The following is an 18,223-nucleotide window of genomic DNA, read 5'->3' as shown; positions in this document are numbered from 1 at the left end:
CTTGCCGCTTTCCATCAGATCTCGGGGCGAGTTCCGGCCTGCTACTTTCCATAATCAACGACTTGGCATAATCGGCCATAGCGGACATTCAAGCAGGCTGTTTCTACGTCAGCAGTGCGGCAGATTGCTGACTGCGCCGACATCGGGGCAGTCGATCAGCAGCTTCCTCATCCGTGTATCGGTGACTCCGGGCAGCGGACTCTGTTGAGCTCGCGGACTGCATCACACCTGCGACAGAATCAGCGACCTTCTTGATGCTGGACTATCAGCTCGCTCGAACGAGGTTCCCGAGAAACCGAGAAACATCAGTAGACGTCCGGAGCACTGTGGCCTTCGGCTGCCTTAAATCGGGCTGACCTCACGTGGGTCACGAGGTTTAGTTCGAACTTTGCGCGCGGCCTAGCCGAATGCCGCCCCGGAACAGGCATCTCGTCCGATAAGGTAAACTGCGTAATCATACAAAAACAGTCGTTGACCAATACGACGGCAACAACACCGATGAAAATGCGCAGATTTGAAGAACTAAAGCGTTTCGACCTAAGAACGAGAAACAAACTTCGAGCAATTTTCAGTGATGGGGAGGCGAATGCGATCCGTCGTTTGGCGCATTTGCGCGGAAAGTTGGGCAAGGTTGAGGCGGCAGCTCTAGAGGCGCTTCTGACGAGTTCGGCCCTGACGAAAGCGGTAAGAACGTCGACTCCATTTCCGAAGACGTCGCCGTTTTTCGATACGCTTCAGGCTCACCGCTCGACAGAGATGAGCGACCTGCTAAGTGTTGTCGAAGCCAGTGCCGTTTCACACAAAGCGCGCCTCATCCGGCTTGCCAATTCCCTACAAAGAATCGACACGCTTTATTCAGAGAGAGATAGCAAAGCATGTCTAGACTACATCGTCGAGACGTTGAAGGTGGACGGCTGGAGTCACGCGCTCTTGAGGCGAGTCATCCTTATTCGTGAGAATCTCGGACCCGACGCCGTCGACGATCGCATTGAGAAATTGGTGCGGCAAGCCGGCATCAAAAGCATAGTCGTTGCATCGTTGATCCAAGCATACACACCGGATCAAAATATTCTTACAATAAAGCGATCCATTCTCAATATAGCTGATCAGGGTACGATCAACCGCTATACCCGCACGCTAGCTAAGCTGACCGTTCAACCATTTGCAACCACAATCCAGGCGAGTCAGCACAATAGCGGGCGTGTTGAACGATCTGCTATGGTAGTCCCGAGTAGTCTCAACCAGCCACGTGGACGTCTAACTGCACGTCGTAGTGCTCCGACTTGAAGCATGCTGTCAACGTCTGCAGCCCGCGTTGTTGCTGACGAAGAGGAGAACCTCGCCGAACGACTGTTTCGAGATCCAGAATATCGCCCGCGCGGTTGACTCATGAATAGGCTCCTGCCCTTGCTGAGGCTGTCTTCATATTATAAACGAGGCGGTGCGCGTCATCTGTTGACGAGGTGCTGTATGGGCGAATCACAAGTCCTAGGTACTGGAGGGACTTTCACAACTCAGGGACTGTTGCTCGCGCTAGGCGCCTTCCAAATTTCGTTCGCTTGAAAGGCTCAGTCACAAGATACAGCTCTTTCAGTTCGCATCATTCTTCGTTTTCGATGTGAACGGTGGCATAGTTCGGACACGACATCCTAAAGGAGACCTTTATGGCCACCCTCGAACAAATCCAAGGAAAAATGAAACGACTTCAAGCACAGGCCCAGGCCTTGATCGCAAAGCAGGCGCAGACCGCGCTTACTGACATCCAAAAGCTCATGGCCCAGCACGGATTGACGACAGCCGATATCGCTGCACATACCTCGACGAAAAAGCGTCCGGGCCGTCCGGCCGGGGCGCCATCCGTGAAGGTCACCAGGAACAAGGCCGCGGCCAGATCGACTGCGTCGAGTTCGCCGAAAGGTAAGCTGCCTCCGAAGTACCGCGATCCAAAAACGGGCGCGACCTGGAGCGGCCACGCTCGACCTCCCGCCTGGATTGCAAAAGTCCGGGACCGCACGAAGTTCCTGATTGATGGCGGTGGCGCGGCGTTCGCCGCGAACGGTGTCGGCAAGACGAAGGCAGCGCTCAAGAAGACCTCAGCCACGGCGCGGACCGTTGCTGGCAAAGGGCAGGGCAAAGGGTCTCTCGGGGCGAAGTATCGCGATCCGAAAACCGGCGCAACGTGGAGCGGTCACGCTCGTGCGCCGGCCTGGATTGCCAATGTGAAAGACCGGACCAAATTTCTGATCGATGGCGTCGGCGACGCAGCGGCAAGCGGTGCCGTGACGAAGAAGGCCGCAGCAAAGAAGGCTGTTGCCAAGAAGGCTGGCGCAGCGAAGAACGCGGCGACCGCACGGAACCTTTCCGTCAAGAAAACAGCGAAGGAAGCACCGGTCGTTCGGGCCAAACGCCTCGCCGGCAAGAAAACAGCAAAGCCAGCAGTGAAGAAGGTTGCGAAAAGCATGGTCGCAAGTCGCAAGGCGGTCGCCCCGAAAAAGACGATCACGGCGTCAGAGGCCACTGCAGCCCCCGTCCCGGCAACTGTGCCCGAGACTGCGAACGCGACCGCAATACAATGATGTAACGGGGAAGCGCCGAGCTTGGTTGCGCGTTCGAAGATAGCAAAACGCCCCTCCGACTTTTTTAGTCCAGAGGGGCGTTTCTTACCGTAGCGCTCGATCTACAGCGCGGCGTCTTTGAGTTTCTTCAGAGGACGCACTTTCAGACGCACGGATGCCGGTTTCGCGGCGAACCACTTGTCCTCGCCGGTAAACGGGTCCTTCCCGAAGCGTTTTTTCTTGGCGGGTACGTCTTGCGCCACCACCTTCGAAAGACCCGGCAGCGTGAACTCCTTGGCGCCTTTCTTGTGGACTGATGCGAGCACCGTTTCTTCGAGTGCCGCCATCAACGCCTTCGCGGCCTTAGGTTCAACGCCAGCACGCTCGGCGAGATGTACGGTGAGCGATGCCTTCGTGAACGAGCCCTTGATGGGTTTCAACGGTGCAGCAGCAGCCACCGTTTTCTTCGTGGCAGGTGCGGCGGCCTTCTTAACCTGAGGTGCCTTCGCTTTCTTCGCAACAGGGGTAGGAGCCGTTTTAGGTGCCTTTGCAGTGTTTGTTGCACTTGCTTTGTTACGGCGCATGACGACGTCGCGAACAAACGCCTCGTAGGCAGCACGATCGTCGAAGTCGCGATGGCCACGCAGCATCAGCGCCTGGTCGATCGCCTCCTTCAGATGGCGGTGCGAGGATTCCACACTACCGTTCTCATGGGCCACGCCGACGTTATTGCGCGTGCCGGCCATGCCGTAATGCACCAGCAGTGCGTCATAGCGAGCCGTGAAGTCCTCTTCAGTCTGCAAATTCTTGAACGCCGCCGATAGGCTGTCGGTGCGATGCTCATGCGGGCAGCCGCCGGCCTGCCACAGCGCGTTCTGTAATCCGGTGGAGAGGGCCTCGAAGCTCTCGCCACCTTCGACGACATAGGCGTATTCCCAGTGCGAGAACGCGAGCACGAAGTGATAGAGGCGGTGATCGAGGGGCGCGCCGGCGACCGTCACGCGCAAATCCCGCATGTCGGTAAAGTCCGAGAGCCCCTGCACGCCGGGCAAGTGCTGCTGCGGGAAGAAGATCTCCTTGCCAGGGCCCTCGAGTGCGCGCCATTGGCTGACGCGCCGCTCGAGCGTACGCCGCATGCTGTCAGGGAAGAGGCCCGGATGCGCCTCCTGCAGCTTGCACAGCAACGTGATGGCCTTGAGCCGGGGCGCGTGGCGCAGCAATGGCACGACCTCGCTCTCCCAGACCTCCGCGAACGGATCGTGACGTGTACGCCACGCGCGCGATGACTTCTGCGACGGCAGCCGGCCGTCATGCTCGATGCGCCGGGCCGTGCGAACGCTCATGCCCGCCATTGCCGCGGCGACTTCCTGAATGTGATGTTTGCGCTTGCTCATATAGAGTCGGACCTGCTGGTCCGTTACGTAGGTTCCAGGCATGACTGTTCGCTTCTTGTTCGATGCGATCAGCCATCGTAAAACCCCGCTACTCCGGCGCCGCCGGTAGTTCGTCGTCTCCGGCGGCTACGCCGCCTTCGACTCCTCACCACCGGCCAAGGTAACTGTCAAAGGACCGGCCAAGATAATTTATATGAACGCCCCCGATGCGCCAGGTCTTCTTGCGTGTTGCATCGACAGGATAGGTTGCAGCTTTATATGCGGCCTCATGCAGCCTCATACGCTGCGGGCCCCGATGAAATCCGCTGACTCGCTCCTCATTTGTCGCACGAGCTACGCGCTCAAATTATCTTTCAGGCTTAGCGAGTTCAGGTCCGACCTGTCTTGTCATCACGCTCGATTGCCAACGCAACCTTTCGACGTCATCCTGCAAGCTTCAATCTTCCATACGGTTCTACTGATCAAGCCGGTCGTGCACTGACGTGCCCCTGGTTGTACGGCGTGCCATGTGCGAGAACTGCCCAGATTGTTCGGGCCATCTTGTTGGCAAGTGCTACGGTCACCACGTTGGATGGTCGCCGTTTCTGCAACTGCTCAGCCCACGATCCGGTGTGATTGCCATGGAAGAGCACGCTGCGTGCTCCGTGGATCAGTAACGTCCGCACATACGTGTCCCCGCGCCGGCTGATACCCAATAGCTGGATCTTCCCACCTGTGCCGATCTGCTTTGGTACGAGACCGAGCCACGCGGCGAACTCCCGTCCGGACCTGAACGCCTTCGCGTCACCCATCGTCGCAACAGTGGCCGTCGCCGTCAGCAGGCCAACGCCGGGGATCGCGGCGATTGCCTTGCATGCCTTGTCCTCTTTCTTCCACGTCTGCAAACGTCGTTCAATGTCAGCGACCTGTTTGTCGAGTCGATCAAGGTCATTCCAAAGTTCGCGTAACGAGTCGATCAGCATCGCCGGTAGACGCTCGGATAGCCTCGCCAGCACCCCGGGAATCGCTTTATCCAGCGCGGCGCGGCTCTTGGCCATCACCTCGCCGTATTCTGTCAGCAAGCCCCGCAGACTGTTCATCTGCATCGTGCGGAACTTGATCTTCTGTTGCCGCAACCGATGCAGCGCCAATACGGCCTGCTGGGCTTCGGTCTTCACAGCGACGGGCTTGCTCGGCATCTGCGTGGCCATCCAGATCGCACGAGCATCGGCAGGATCGTTCTTGTTGCCGATGTTGAAAGCCTTTACGAACTTCGCCGGCATCAGCTTGACCTGATGGCCCATCTCCATCAATCGCCGTGCCCAATGCTGGGCACCGCCGCAAGCCTCCATTCCGATGAGGCAAGGCTCGCGATTCGCAAAATGCTCGAGGAATACGGCGCGCTTCAGTTGCTTGTTCACAATCTCGCCCGTGCCGGCATCCACCCAGTGAAGCTGGAAGACGTTCTTCGCGATGTCCACCCCGACCGTCGTATACTTCATTTCGGACCCTCCGGTTAGCCTGTGAAGACCTCAATGATCTTCCATTTGGGCACTTTGATGCCGTCGGCCCGTGAGGGTCCACCTCCTCGGCGTCACCCACCTGGTAGGTGGGGGCGTTCATTCCATTTGTCGTTCTCTAAATTCGGGAGTCGTCGCTTCGCAGTGGGCGTTTCCCCAGAGCGTCACTTCGGTGGCGCCATGCACGCTGGTCTTGGTCGTCCGCACCGGATCATGAGGCCTACGCGTCGAAGACTGATTGGCTATGTGGGGCAGCCGAGAGTGAACAAAAGACTGGCGAGTCCGAGGCAATCTCACGCGTCGCGAGTGCAGCGCGGGAGGTGCTGTCGGCAACCGATGCGTCGGAAGAACACGCCAAAGCAAAGGGCAACGACCGAAAGCGCCCGGGCTTTGCATTTGGCTCGCCTCGCCGCTGCTGTTGATGAACTTCAATTGGCACGTGATGCGCTTGACGAGCTGCTCGCAAAAAGTCGTTACGCTGGCTTTGTCCGAATAATCTCGCTAATTCGCAACTAACGTTCTGCCGAGCTTGGGTCTGCTTGACGGTAGTTGCGCAATCCGCCCCAAAGCCGCTTACGGTAGACGCTCGATTGCTGCTGCCAAGGACTGTCTCGCCGACCAAAATTCCTTCCAGGGGTCGCTCGACTGGAAGCTCAGATATTCACGTGCAGTCTGAACGTTCCACTGAGCTCCGGATTTGAGGTCGGAAAGCTGCTCCCACGCGACCGGCATCGAAACGCCCATTCCGATTCGAGCCCGAGCAGAGAATGCCGAAGCGGTTGTTTGTGCTTTGCCGTTGCGCAGGTAGTCGACATAGATTTTGCCGATTCGATTAGATGGTCCAGACACGGCTGAAAAGCGTTCAGGAACTGTCTTGGCAAGATGTCGAACGAACGATTGCGAGAAAGCCTTCACCTTCGCATAGTCCATTCGCGGACCCAGCGGCACGACCACATGCAGTCCCTTGCCACCGCTTGTTTTCAGCCTCGCCTCCAATTCCAGTTCCGATAGCAACGCTCGAACGAGCAAGGCGGCCTCTTGCACATGCGCCCATTTCACGCCCTCGCCAGGGTCGAGGTCGAAGATGACGCGGTCGGGCTTGTCGAGCCGAGAAACATCCGAATTCCACATATGAAATTCAATGGAGTTCATCTGAGCAGCGGCAAGAAGGGCGTCCGCTGTGTCGACGGTCAACAATGGCGGATGCCCAGGCCATAGGCCGCGGTCGTGAGCTGCTAGGCCGGGCATCGCAGTACGCTCGGCGTGCTTCTGGAAGAAGAGCTGACCAGCCATCCCATCTGGAGCGCGGACTAAAGCTACCGGGCGGTCTCGCAAGTGAGGCAGCATCCATTCAGCGACGCTCGCGTAGTAACGAACAAGGTCCGCCTTCGTAATGCCGGACGACGCGTCAATCACTCTTTCGGGATGAGTGATTTTCAAGTCAGGGAGCGGTGCCGGCAGTTCCGTCTTTCCTCCTTCTCGCACGACGCTGCTGGCAGGCTTATCGAGTCGCAAACCTCTGAATGATGCCTGCCGAACAACACCTTCTGCGGTCCACTCTGCGAACTCGACCTCTGCGACCAGGGCGGGCTTCGCCCACCGCTCGCTTCCAGCGGTGCGACGCGACCATCGCCCCGGCTTCTTAACCGGTGTGTCGAATGGAGGGGCGTCGACCGAAGTGGCTCCAGTTCCTTCCAAAGGTCTCTCGCGGTTTTTGAGTTCCATCCAGTGACAACGCTTCCGGCGTCGTGCAGCTTCTCGGCGACGTAATAACCGAGCAACAGGCTGCCGACTTCCCCGGCGTTGCCGCCGCGTGCGGTCATGCCGACGGTGACGAATTCTTGCCGGAGCCGTGCTTTCGCCTTCAACCAAGATTCCGTTCGACCTGATTGGTACGGCGCATCGCGGCGCTTGAGCACGAGCCCCTCAAGACCAAGCTCGGCGGCAGCTGTGAATATCTGAGCCGGTAGTGCGTCGAAAATCTTGGCTGAATATCAAATGCTCCCCAGCGCCCTCGAGAAGGGTCCGAAGCTGTGCACGCCGTGACCACAACGGTACTTTCCTGAAGTCCTTTCCATTGAGGTACATCAGGTCAAATAAGAAGAAGTTAATCTCCCTATTGTTCACTCCGCCAATCGCGTCTTGGAGAGCAGAAAAGCTCGGGATACCGTTCTTCAGAACGACAATCTCCCCATCGATCCAGGCACTCGATACGGCAAGCTTTTGTATCTCAGTCTCGAGCGTCGGCAACTTCGCGGTCCAGTCGTGACCATTTCGCGTGAACAGCCTTACTTTTTTCCCGTCGATACGAACGAGCAACCGGTAACCGTCCAGCTTCGTCTCGGTCACCCAGTCGCCCGTTGTGGGGAGGGCGCTGGCCAGCGTGGCGAGCTACGGCTCGAGCTTCGCGGGTAGCGGTGCCGGCAGCGCTGCTGAGAGATCGAGCTGCACTTCATCCGCGTGAGAACGTCGCGGCGTTTTCGGCTCACGCTCTTCGACGAGCCCGAGCGAATTCGCGACGACGCTATCGGGAAGCGCTTTGATGACATCGTATTCGCCAATCGGGCGTGCCCATTCGTCGCGCTTTTTGAAAAACATCCACTGGTCAGCCTTGTCGTCAGGCTTCGAAATGCGCACCAACTCCCACAAGCCGGCGAGCTTCTCACCATGCAACCGGAAGATTAGCTTTCCGGCCGCGATCGCCGCACGGGCGTCGCGAACGGGCTCCCACGTGCCCCGGTCCCAAACGATGACCGCGCCAGCGCCATACTGCTTCGGTGGAATTGCGCCCTCAAACTGCGCATAGTCGAGCGGATGGTCTTCGACATGAAGAGCCATTCGCTTCTCCTTGTCCTGTTGCAGGCGAAAGTCGTAGTGCAGTCGACTGGCCCAATGCTTCTGCACGACGAAGCTCGGGTTCCCGGCGCGCTTGCGTGGACGACCGGCGGGCGCCGCCGGCTCGGGAGTGACCGCGAAGTTCCGCTTCTTCCGGTAGTGATGCAACGGCGGCGAGGCGGTGTCTTTGATAGAGGCCATGATGGTGATAGCTTCAACCCTGAACGTCGCCAGCACCCGGCGAATTCATTACCGTGAGCCGAAGGATGAGCATTTGGCCAATTCCATGTTCCAGAGGAGGCCGGTCAGTACGCGCACGCTGGTAAGGTGATATCGACGGCGGAGGCACTGCGTTCGCCCGGTTTGCAGAGAAGCGAACTGATGGTGCCGATCCCGACGTAGAGCGGCGTCTTTATGGCGACCATATGCTCAGACCATCCCTTAAAACGTGCGGACACTATAGGCGATCATCGGATGTCCGAGCGCCAGTCGGCGCTGAAAGACAGGCCGGTGCAGGTGACGAGTGCAGACGAGCATGCGCTCATCGAGTGCCGTGCGCCAGAACTGCACGTTGCGACGTTGGGCGAGCTCGTCGCGTGTTGCATTCGGCGCGGCGCAAGCGGTTGGCGCTCGATTTCCGGGAATTAGTCCGGGGCGCGCCCGCGCGATTGTCAGCTGGCTGCCGCGGCAGCGGACTGCGCTCAGTCTCACGGTCGACGCAGACATCGCCTCGGGCGAGCAGGAGGGCGTGCCGGAGTGACTCGCAGTGCCGCACGCGCTCTCCGGTGCCGACGGCAAGAACCGCTCAGCCGCTTTCTGTTACATCCAGGCGCAACGCGACATCAATGCGGTGGGCACGTATCTGAGCCGATACCGCATCAGTCGAGGACGCAGCGCGCTGAAACCAAGGAACTCGAGCGGTTCCTCTTGTTGGCGGTAGCGCTGCGCGGCAAGGTGTTCATAAATCTGCGAGTCGACGACTGCGTGGCCCACAAGGATTTTATGAAGCGTCCGGACCTACGGTTTGTGGGTGAACGCTTCGCGGATCAGTCGCCGTCGTGGCGAAGCTTCGCATCGAGCGTGCTGTCGTCCGTGTGCGTTGCGCGCCGCGCTCGCGTGGCGGGTCGACGTGCGCTATCTGACCGGCAACCCATGGACGCCGTCGATGATCCGCCGGTGAGTCAGCGCGCGAGTGCGATGAAGCCGATAACGGCGCTTCTCTGAGGTCCATACAGAGTTCCAGCGAAGATGCTGAAGAAGCGACGTCCTGCTCGAAATTGTCGCCGTGACGAACGCGTTTCATGCGGCCTAGCCGAAGTTTGCCGCTTCGATCGTGTGAAGCGGAAGCGACACCAGTTCCGCGTCGTACGCCCGCAGGACGGCTTCGATGGGTACGCATTGCGACGCTTCGGGCCGCTGCTCATCGGCCGTTACTGCTTGTCATTGGGACGTTCGGGAGGCGAAGCGCAAAATTGTATAAAAATACTCGCTCGACATGCGCTCCGCGGTGACTTGTCGAAAGGCGGAAAACCGGGGCCAGCAGAGGACATCGCCGCGATGATTTGCGATGACTCCTCACACAGTGAAAGTGCCTGCGATGGTAGGAACGCGAAGCGCCTTTTCGAGACAGGCGTCCAAATTCTCATCGCGCCAGATAGAAATCCAACGGGATAAGCTCCACGGCCCAGCCGCCTTCTTCCCCCAGCGTGGCAGCCGGATGCATGGACGCGATGCGTAACGCGTCGTCAGGGCTGTCCGCCTCGATGATGAATAGGCCGCCCACTACTTCCTTCGACTCGGTGTAGGGCCCATCGGTGATGCGCGTCTCTCCAGTACGCGGGCGAAGCGTCCTCCACTTGTCCAAATCGCCAAGGGAGGCGGAAATCAGGACCCTGCCGGTAGCGCGCATCTTCTCGTCCAATGCCGGGCACTGGCTCACTAATTCCTTGACTTCGTCTGGCGCCATCGCGGCGAATTTTTCGGGGGAGAAGTAGGCCAGGCCGAGGTATTTCATGGGAGATCCTTTGAATGGGTTCACTGACGACGAATCTGATGATCGGAAATCGACAATGCCCTAGCTGGTTTGTAGCGGGTCGCGCCAGCCGGTCCGCTTCGGGTCCCCTCATGTCCGATATAGACAGATGGAATGGGTAGAGACCAAGATTCGAGGGGACCGGGTTCGGCGAAAACGGTCTGTCGGCGGGCATCCGACACCGCCATCGCAATGACTGTTCCGCCCCACGAGCGGATATGCAGCGCTTACAGGTCATGATCAGCAGCCGCCAACCCGAGAAACATGGGACGAGGTAGGTTCTAGAAATCCTCTTTCGTGCTGTCGTCTTATTTGCGACGCTGCGGAGAAGAACCATGGTAAAGACAGAGCGTGTACCGTTGATGATCGCCCAATTGGAATATCTGATGGCAGCGGACTGATTAGATCAAAGTTGTCTGCTAACGCGTTCCGACTGGATCTTCGCGGGTCAGCTATTGGCGTCCGTGGCACCTAGCGCGTGCGCAAAATCGGACAAATCGCTGCTCATGCCTGGGACCTATTCAAGCCTGTATAGAAGGCTTCATCATATAGAAAAGTGGCTGACGATTTCGAACCTGATCCAGCGCAAGAAATTGGAATGCCTCTTCAGCCCGACAAGTCTCGGAGCGCAGCTTCTTTTGCATAGCGTGCTTGTGCGCTGGGCGCATCTTTCGATCTATGACGCAGGCGTACAGTGCTTGATCTGTGGTGGGGCTGGCGCCAAGGCCTGGAGCCGGCGCGATATGAACAGCGTCGACTGTGCGAAAATAACAATAATGAACATTACCGGTGCCGCCATGAGCGTCCAACAGCGCAATAACGTACAAGTAGCCGGCGAGGGACCGGTAACCATGGTTTTCGCGCACGGTTTCGGTTGTGACCTGAACATGTGGCGTTTCTTTGCTCCTAGCTTTCAGGATCGATACAGAACTGTTCTTTTCGACCTTGTCGGTGGCGGAAAGTCCGACCTTTCAGCGTACGACAGGAAGAAATACGGGTCATTGCACGGCTACGCCGCGGACGTTCTTGATATCGTTGACGAGTTCGCTGACAGCGCAGTCATTTACGTCGGGCACTCGGTGAGTGCGATGATCGGGATGCTTGCTGCGATTGAACGCCCGGACTGCTTCGCGGCAAACGTGATGATCGGGCCTTCGCCGTCGTTCATCGACGACGGTGAATATGTCGGCGGCTTCACGCGAGCTGATATTGAAGAGCTGCTCGAGGCGTTGGAAAGTAATTATTTAGGATGGTCGAGCACGATGGCGCCAGCGATCATGGGCTCGCCCGAGCACCCTGATCTCGCTCAGGAACTAACGAATAGCTTCTGCCGCACCGATCCAGAGATTGCCAAGCATTTCGCCCGGGCCACCTTCATGGCGGACCACCGCGCGGAACTTCTCAGGGTCACAACACCGACCTTGATCGTTCAGTCGAACGACGACCTGCTCGCCCCTATGACGGTTGGCGAATACATGAATAGCAAGATCGCCGGTAGCACACTAAGCATCGTAGAAAATGTCGGTCACTGCCCGCATCTGAGCGCACCGGGTGCCAGCAAGGAGGCCACGGAGGACTTTCTGCGCAGACTGGAGCTCTGATGGACAGCCCTGGGCGCAGCCTCGCGGCGATCGGTGACGCCTTTGAGCACGCAGCCTGCGGCCTTCTCACAACGAGCGCGGACGGCACCATCGTTCGGGTGAACACGACATTTTGCCGGTGGGTAGGTTATCGCGCTGACGAGTTGCTTGAACGGCGCCGGGTGCAGGACCTTCTGACCGTCGGAGGAAAGGTATTTCACCAAACCCACTGGGCGCCGCTCTTGCAGATCCAGCGTTCGGTAGCCGAAGTGAAGCTCGACATTCGCCATCGTGACGGGCGCAAAATCCCAATGCTTATCAACGCCGCCCGCCGGCGCCACGAGGATATCGAGTACGACGACTTTGCTTTTGTCGTCGTCACTGACCGCCACAAATACGAGCAGGAGCTACTTCTGGCGCGACAGAAGTCCGAGCAGGCGCTCGAGGCGAAGCACGCAGCCGAGGAGGCCCTGCGACTGGCAGACCGTCGTAAAGACGAATTTCTTGCTACGCTCGCGCACGAAATCCGGAATCCGCTGGGGCCTTTGCGAACAGTCATCGAGGTGTTTAGTCGCAAAACCTTTGATGATCCGCAGGTGGTCTGGTCACGCGACGTCCTTGAGCGCCAGATTGGCCATATCGCTCACCTCGTTGACGATCTGCTAGAAGTATCGCGCATTGCGGAGGGTAAGCTCGAACTTCGCACCGCTGTCGTTGACCTTTCGTTAGTCGCTATGCAGGCAGTCGAGACCTCGCGCGCGCTGATCGATGCTTCTTCGCATGCCCTGAAGATCGAGCTGCCTGAGGAGCCGGTCATCTTGACAGCCGATCCCACGAAGGTGTCGCAGGTTATCCAAAATCTCTTGAACAATGCCGCCAAGTACACGCCTGCCAGCGGAACGATCTGGCTCAGTATCGGACGCGACGCCGACGAGGCCGTGATTTCGGTGCGCGACACAGGGATAGGCATTGCCGCCGAGCAGCTACCGTCGATATTCGAGATTTTCGCGCAGTTGCCGCCGGGACATGACCGCGCGCAAGGCGGACTGGGCATAGGACTGTCGCTCGTCAAAGCCCTTGTGGAACGACATGGCGGCAATATCGAAGTCAACAGTGAAGGAACTGGACTCGGAAGCGAATTCATTGTGCGGCTTCCGATTGGAATCGGCCAGGCAGCGCAGGGCGGCTCGTCGATGACAATTGCTGTCGACGGCCATCGCAGGCAGCGCGTTCTTATCGTTGACGACAACGATGACGCCGCTACCAGTCTCGCGATGCTGCTCGAATTGGACGGCCATGACACGCGCACGGCCTCTGACGGCATCACATGCCTTTCGGTTGCTGATATTTTCGATCCCGAAACGATTATTCTCGACATCGGGCTGCCCGGCCTGGACGGGTATGAGGTGGCTGGGCTGATTCGGAAGCGGCCGAACGGTCCTTCTATAACGCTCATTGCGTTGACCGGGTGGGCCCAGCCGCGCGATAAAGAAAGCGCGCGTTCCGCTGGGTTCGATTTCCATCTCAGCAAGCCGGTGGACTATGATTTGCTCCGTAACATCCTGACCGGATCGGTACCTTGACTGCATGTCCATGGCAGGATGCCACGGCCGCTTGCCGAGAAGCGCGAAAGCCGAAGCGGAAATCGGTACTCAGCCGGCTGACGCCGGTCGGGTCGAGACGGAACGGAAACCGTCCTCTCTCGCCGGATGGCAGTGCATAATTCTGCCACCCAAGGTTGCGGTCGCCTGAATAGCGCGGTCTATACCGCATTGCATCGTTCTCGCTCGTCACGGCACCACCGATTCGTCGTTCCTGCCAATGCGGTCCTTGCCTCGAAGATGTTGGCCTTCGCCGGGTGCGCCGCGAATTACATTGCATCCAAGTACGTGTTTAACACGCTACTCGCCACGCCTCTGCGTTGGCTAAAGCAAAGTCGTGAATAGTGTCGATGCCAATTGAGCGCATCCACCGCTACAAGCCGTGAGCATGAATCTTGTGATCGGAGCCCGCGACGAAGAGTTGTCCATTAACGACCGTCGGCGACGCGAAGAGGTGCAACATTGTCGGGCAAGTTTCCGGGGCGTACCGATCCATCTCGCTCATGAGAATTGTGTAGCGGTCCACCAATTCGGCGGCAGTATCCAAGTACAATAGTTCCCCCGTATGCCACTCTTTTCAGAGTGTGCTTCTCGTTCTGTTTATTCAAGTCCATTGCTCTGTGCGTAACGGGACGATTGCGCGACGTCGCTGATTGCGTGGCGGGCGCTCAGGTTGCTTATTCCGCAACCGCGATGTGTTATTGCAGAGGCTCCGGCCTCGGCTCGAGCTTCGCATAAGTCCTACACCCGCGGCTTCTTAATGTTTCCTTCTATGCGAGCGGGCGAATAGCGCGTGTCGGCTGACAGTTGTTTTGCGAGCCAGTCGCAGGTGGTTTCATGGAGGCTGAAGCAGCCGCGTTCACCGTCCTATCGATATGATGAGGGCGGTCGACCGCGGCGTGGTACTTTGCTTCCGGCGACGAAGGGTGCAGCCGTGCGCGAGGCGTCGATGACCAGATGTTCATTCGAGTTACCGACAAGTGCTAACCCCCGGATGGGTTGTGCGGGCGTGCAACGGGCACAGACGTCAGGTCTCTTCCTCGCCTACTGCCTTTGAGACTTCAGCGGGCGTCTGAAATTGCTGGTCTGGCAGCGCGCCCAGCGCCGACAGCACGTCCTCGCTCGCGCCGTTGCTGCGCGCTGTTTCGACGAGCGTCTGTTTATCGGTGGGGTAGTCAACGCCTTTCAACGCTTTTTGAATCTGGATGAATAGGCTGTTGGAACCGCTAGAGGATTCTTCGCTTGCCATGGTCTTTGTTCCTTTAAGAAGAAATCGACGCTTGGTTCTAGGCAGTGTGCACGCCGGTTATCCCGGTTGCAGCATTCCCGTGCTTTTGTCGTTGGTGGATGGTTTGACCTCTGAAAGGTCGTCCTTCTTCGCTGTGGTCTCGCGGACCGTCGTGCGTTCGTCGTCTGCTTCGGAGACGTCGGTGGTGCCGGTTTCGTCACCGGGGGGTGATTCGCCCTGCTCGCGGTTCTCGGATCGCGTGCTCATGATCGATACTCCTTTTTCCTTTGATTGGTGGTCGGACCAGCGGAGAGCGCGTGCGGCGCTGGCAGCAGTTTGCAACGAGCGTTCCGGAACATGCGATCGGCGGCCCGAGGCTTCAGTACGCAGTCATTGATTGGTGGGTTCGCCCGGATCCTCAACGCCCTTGTCGATGTTGTCTTTCTGATCGCCGTAGTCCTTTTGGTTCGCGCCATTGGTTATCTCGACATCGCCCTTGACCTTGCGCTCCTCGCTGCCGGTGACGGCGCCGATAGCGGTGTCAGTCCAGCCTTTGATCTGTTCCTTAATGCCTTCCTTCTGACCGCGATTCATCGTATGCTCCATAGTTTGTAAAGAGGTCAGCGCAATTTCCGCTGCCGCGCCAGTGCCGCGATCGTGAAGCCAGCGCCCAGCGCAACATAGGTCATCGCGAGCGAGCGCTTCGGCAGATGGGCCTCGAATCCCGGTGTGACGCGTTTCGGTACGGCGTGGTAATCGATGACGTAGGCGACGAGTGCCGTCGTCGCGGCTGCCGTGACGATCGTCGACACGCTGGAACGGCGTCCGCACAACGCTTCAAACAACGCGCCCCAGAAGACCGCGCTGCCCATGTGAATGGCAGCGCCGGCTGCCGTGTAGCTCACGCTCGGCTGTTCCTGCCAGATTGCATCGGGCCACAGGCAATGCGACACGGCGTTGAGCGCGGCGAAGGGCCCATGGCCCGCTGTCACGGCGCCCATCGATGCGGCCGCAGCGGAGGCGAGCCCTGCCGCCGAACCTGAGTAAATAGCCCGCACCAGTAGATCGTTCGTGTGCCGTTGCATGTGTTCCTCCGTCGTCTTCAGTCCTTCGACCGCTCGTTTCGACGTCAATTCAAACTTAGCAAACGTCATGCCTTCATGGATGGCCTATGTGTTGTGACTTACATCACGCGAAACCGGCGAAGCGAACGGCAGCGCGGAGATCATCTTCCATTGTTCACCGCTTATAAAGGGTTCCGAAGCGACGCGACGGGCGGCAAACCTTTGCAACCCGGGCCTGGACGCACCGAAGCTAGTGGTCGCTCGTTCCCGCGAGCCGTCGAGCCGGTGGGCGCATGGCGCGGGACCGCAACCGTGGCTGCAAACGCTGTCGGGGCTTTATATGGAAATCGGCGGCGGCTGGCTGATTGCCGTGGACAGTGCACCGCTACCGTCGCCATACAACGCCCCGGGCGGCACGAGGTTTGCGCGGGTTCTGCGCCCCTGCTCACTTCGTCGATAGGAGAATCGTCAGGCCGTCGAAATTCTCAGCGGTCTTTCCATTCATGGACTGTCGGATATATACAGTGCGGAGAAGAAACTGATCAGATCGCCGCCGCTCAGAAAGTCGACACTGTGAAATTGGTGCATATGGGAGCCTCACTACGCTGGCGAAAAGGCTGGCTACACCGACGGCATGAATCTTCTGCTCGAGGCGTTGGGAGAAGAGAAGGCAACGGACGCGAAGCTGACCGCCGGCTGCGAATTCTCGACGAACTGCCAGTCGCCGCCTTCAATCCATGGCCCGCGCGCATCGTTACCGTTCGACATAAGTAGGCGCTTGCGTAGCGTCAACGAGAAAAATGACGAATCCGTCACCGCCGATGCGCGAAACATGCGCGCGTTCGGCAAGCATGTAGACGCTCGCCGATGGCACGCAGGACTTCATCGCCCGCCGCGTGGCCAGATGAATCGTTGATGTCGTTGAAGCGGTCAAAATCGATGAAGAGCAGATCGACGGAAGCGGCCGCGCTTTCGTCGACGAGACGGTTCAGCCGCAGCAGCAGTTCCCCTCATCTTCCAGCAGCACCGCGATGGTGCCGCGCTCGCTCTGGCAGCCCGCCTCGCAGTCGACGTCGTGCGGCATGAGATGCTGGATCGAACGCAACAATCGCGGCGCGAAGCGTGCGCCGAAGCGCGCGATCAGCGCGTCGCGCTCGGTGTCGCCAGCGTTCGCGAGCGCGCGCAACTCCGCGATTGGCAAGCCGACGAATAGGTCCAGCGGGAAAGGCGGTGAGTCCGTGTCGTCGCCCGGAGTTACGGGCGAACGAACCAAAAGCCAGGCTGCACGTGTGTCTCGAGTTCCATCGTGAACGTGTACTGCGCGTTGCTGGCAAGCGCGGTCTTTGCCTCGCTCAGTAGGAACGGCGCGATGGACTTCACGGTAGCGAGTTCTTCGTCGTTGAGCATGATCGATCCTTCGGGCGCATTTTATGTCGGCGCGGGCCTCAAGATAGCGGGCGATGAACGGCGCCGTGCGCAGCGAACGGAACAGAAGCTGCGTAGTCGCTTCGTGCACGCTGAACAGCGGCGCAAGCACCATGCCGGACATTCGGTGGCACCCGCTGCGCCTTCCGCCGTCCTGCTCGCCGAGCGTTATTTACACGAACCCGTTCAAGATCGCGACATAAAAAACGGATCGCACTAATTCGATCTTTAATGGCGCGGGAGGCTGCACGCAAGAGGAGCTGGCAGCCGACGACAGCGAGTACTGCAACCCGCAAGGCGTGATACGCGATACGCTCTTCGTCAAGGCGGATATACCCTTCAGATGCCCACGGCTTACGCGATTTCACCGGCGAGTTCGCGATGCACTGTCACATCCTCGACCACGAAGACCGCAAAATGACAGAGAACGTGGCCGTTGTGTCGCCGACGATCGCCTGGTTACAACGTCTTTCCGCACGGATCACTGCGATGACGAAGGGTACGAGCCGATGGAAGGCCCGATGCGCGGCGAGGGTGAAACGAGATTCGCGCTTGCTGCTTCGTTGTGTTCAGCCAAAAGCTACGCACGGCGGTAGGGGACGGTTTGGGAATTCGCAGTGAGGGGCACGTCGATGGTATCGGTAAGACCCGATGTGGTCAGCTCGACGCCCGATGATGGATGGGTGAGCGCTGTACGTGCCATGTTTCCGACAATCCGCTGTTACCCCAAGCCCGCTGTCCTCATGCCGGATCCGCTCCTCGCGGCACGCCGGCCGGACTGGGCGGATCGCGCGTCTCGGCCGCGTCTTGCGGACGATTGGGGCGGGTCTTCGGCCTGCGCTGGTCCGAGACCGGTGAAGCGAGGCGAATCGATGGGGTGTTCGGGCGGCTCGCAGCCGTGCTCGTCTTTTCCTGTGTTGCGTTCGGACATCGGTAAGCGGCTCGCAGCGGCCGTCATAGGAAGTCCCTGATCGAGACGGCAAAGTGATGTCCATCATTTCCGATTTGAT

17 protein-coding genes and 1 pseudogene are annotated in these 18,223 nt (G+C 58.9%); 5 read left to right on the top strand and 13 right to left on the bottom strand.

Translation table 11 applies throughout. The features are described from left to right. The first annotated feature begins 471 nt into the window (after positions 1–471). Together AWB66_RS33290 and AWB66_RS30595 are read left to right on the top strand one after the other, a co-directional pair. A complete protein-coding gene (locus AWB66_RS33290; RefSeq protein WP_125469844.1) occupies positions 472–1,287 on the top strand; it encodes a hypothetical protein in 816 nt (271 codons plus the stop codon). Between the two features lie 377 nt (positions 1,288–1,664). Continuing rightward, entirely contained in the window at positions 1,665–2,576 is a 912-nt protein-coding gene (locus tag AWB66_RS30595) for an H-NS family nucleoid-associated regulatory protein (protein WP_087633764.1), read from the top strand. Positions 2,577–2,677: 101 nt separating this feature from the next. Here the strand turns inward: AWB66_RS30595 and istA are convergent, their stop codons facing one another. From istA to AWB66_RS30575, 6 genes and pseudogenes are all read right to left on the bottom strand, one after another. Then, complete coding sequence (gene istA / locus AWB66_RS30590) at positions 2,678–3,949, bottom strand: IS21 family transposase (RefSeq protein WP_327355757.1); 1,272 nt, start codon at positions 3,947–3,949, stop codon at positions 2,678–2,680. 461 nt (positions 3,950–4,410) lie between these two features. Beyond that, positions 4,411–5,430: an IS110 family RNA-guided transposase gene (locus tag AWB66_RS30585; RefSeq protein ID WP_087633763.1), complete on the bottom strand. Its 1,020-nt coding sequence runs from the start codon at positions 5,428–5,430 to the stop codon at positions 4,411–4,413. 591 nt (positions 5,431–6,021) lie between these two features. Continuing rightward, positions 6,022–7,271, bottom strand: a pseudogene (ligD, locus tag AWB66_RS35025) (DNA ligase D). Between the two features lie 103 nt (positions 7,272–7,374). Continuing rightward, entirely contained in the window at positions 7,375–7,797 is a 423-nt protein-coding gene (locus AWB66_RS35020) for an ATP-dependent DNA ligase (RefSeq protein ID WP_327355754.1), read from the bottom strand. 42 nt (positions 7,798–7,839) lie between these two features. Further along, positions 7,840–8,520, bottom strand: coding sequence for a DNA polymerase ligase N-terminal domain-containing protein (locus tag AWB66_RS35015; RefSeq protein WP_327355752.1), 681 nt, complete (start codon positions 8,518–8,520; stop codon positions 7,840–7,842). A gap of 1,405 nt (positions 8,521–9,925) precedes the next feature. Further along, positions 9,926–10,297 (bottom strand): YciI family protein, encoded by a 372-nt coding sequence (locus tag AWB66_RS30575; RefSeq protein WP_087633762.1) that lies wholly within the window; start codon positions 10,295–10,297, stop codon positions 9,926–9,928. 815 nt (positions 10,298–11,112) lie between these two features. On the opposite strand from AWB66_RS30575, the gene AWB66_RS30570 reads away from it, so the two are divergent. Both AWB66_RS30570 and AWB66_RS30565 read left to right on the top strand, forming a co-directional pair. Next, the gene (locus AWB66_RS30570) at positions 11,113–11,916 is read left to right on the top strand and encodes an alpha/beta fold hydrolase (protein ID WP_087633767.1); all 804 of its coding nucleotides are present in this window, start codon (positions 11,113–11,115) and stop codon (positions 11,914–11,916) included. Next, positions 11,916–13,478 carry a hybrid sensor histidine kinase/response regulator gene (locus AWB66_RS30565; protein WP_087633761.1) on the top strand — a complete coding sequence of 521 codons (1,563 nt, stop codon included), beginning with the start codon at positions 11,916–11,918 and terminating at the stop codon, positions 13,476–13,478. Before AWB66_RS30570 ends, AWB66_RS30565 begins: the two co-directional genes overlap by 1 nt. Positions 13,479–14,523: 1,045 nt before the next feature. Here the strand turns inward: AWB66_RS30565 and AWB66_RS30555 are convergent. The 7 genes from AWB66_RS30555 to AWB66_RS34685 all read right to left on the bottom strand — a co-directional run bounded on the left by AWB66_RS30555 (position 14,524) and on the right by AWB66_RS34685 (position 17,195). Continuing rightward, a complete protein-coding gene (locus tag AWB66_RS30555) occupies positions 14,524–14,745 on the bottom strand; it encodes a DUF2795 domain-containing protein (RefSeq protein ID WP_087633759.1) in 222 nt (73 codons plus the stop codon). Between the two features lie 57 nt (positions 14,746–14,802). Next, positions 14,803–14,991: a hypothetical protein gene (locus tag AWB66_RS30550; RefSeq protein WP_087633758.1), complete on the bottom strand. Its 189-nt coding sequence runs from the start codon at positions 14,989–14,991 to the stop codon at positions 14,803–14,805. A gap of 123 nt (positions 14,992–15,114) precedes the next feature. Then, positions 15,115–15,318, bottom strand: coding sequence for a CsbD family protein (locus AWB66_RS30545; protein WP_087633757.1), 204 nt, complete (start codon positions 15,316–15,318; stop codon positions 15,115–15,117). Positions 15,319–15,344: 26 nt separating this feature from the next. Further along, a complete protein-coding gene (locus tag AWB66_RS30540; RefSeq protein WP_087633766.1) occupies positions 15,345–15,809 on the bottom strand; it encodes a hypothetical protein in 465 nt (154 codons plus the stop codon). Positions 15,810–16,600: 791 nt separating this feature from the next. Beyond that, on the bottom strand, positions 16,601–16,729 hold the full coding sequence (locus AWB66_RS35200) for a diguanylate cyclase domain-containing protein (protein WP_407642344.1): 129 nt from the start codon (positions 16,727–16,729) through the stop codon (positions 16,601–16,603). Positions 16,730–16,776: 47 nt separating this feature from the next. After that, positions 16,777–16,974: a hypothetical protein gene (locus AWB66_RS34690; protein WP_235021322.1), complete on the bottom strand. Its 198-nt coding sequence runs from the start codon at positions 16,972–16,974 to the stop codon at positions 16,777–16,779. A 68-nt stretch (positions 16,975–17,042) separates the two neighbouring features. Beyond that, positions 17,043–17,195 (bottom strand): hypothetical protein, encoded by a 153-nt coding sequence (locus AWB66_RS34685; RefSeq protein WP_235021321.1) that lies wholly within the window; start codon positions 17,193–17,195, stop codon positions 17,043–17,045. On the opposite strand from AWB66_RS34685, the gene AWB66_RS30525 reads away from it, so the two are divergent. Continuing rightward, positions 17,194–17,433, top strand: coding sequence for a hypothetical protein (locus tag AWB66_RS30525; protein ID WP_087633756.1), 240 nt, complete (start codon positions 17,194–17,196; stop codon positions 17,431–17,433). The two genes, AWB66_RS34685 and AWB66_RS30525, sit on opposite strands and share 2 nt — an antisense overlap. Positions 17,434–18,223 lie beyond the last annotated feature (790 nt).

It is taken from the genome of Caballeronia telluris (assembly GCF_001544495.1).
In the GTDB taxonomy this organism is placed as follows: domain Bacteria; phylum Pseudomonadota; class Gammaproteobacteria; order Burkholderiales; family Burkholderiaceae; genus Caballeronia; species Caballeronia telluris.
The sequence above is the reverse complement of the archived record's forward strand: the minus strand, read 5'-3'. Positions and strand labels throughout refer to the sequence as shown.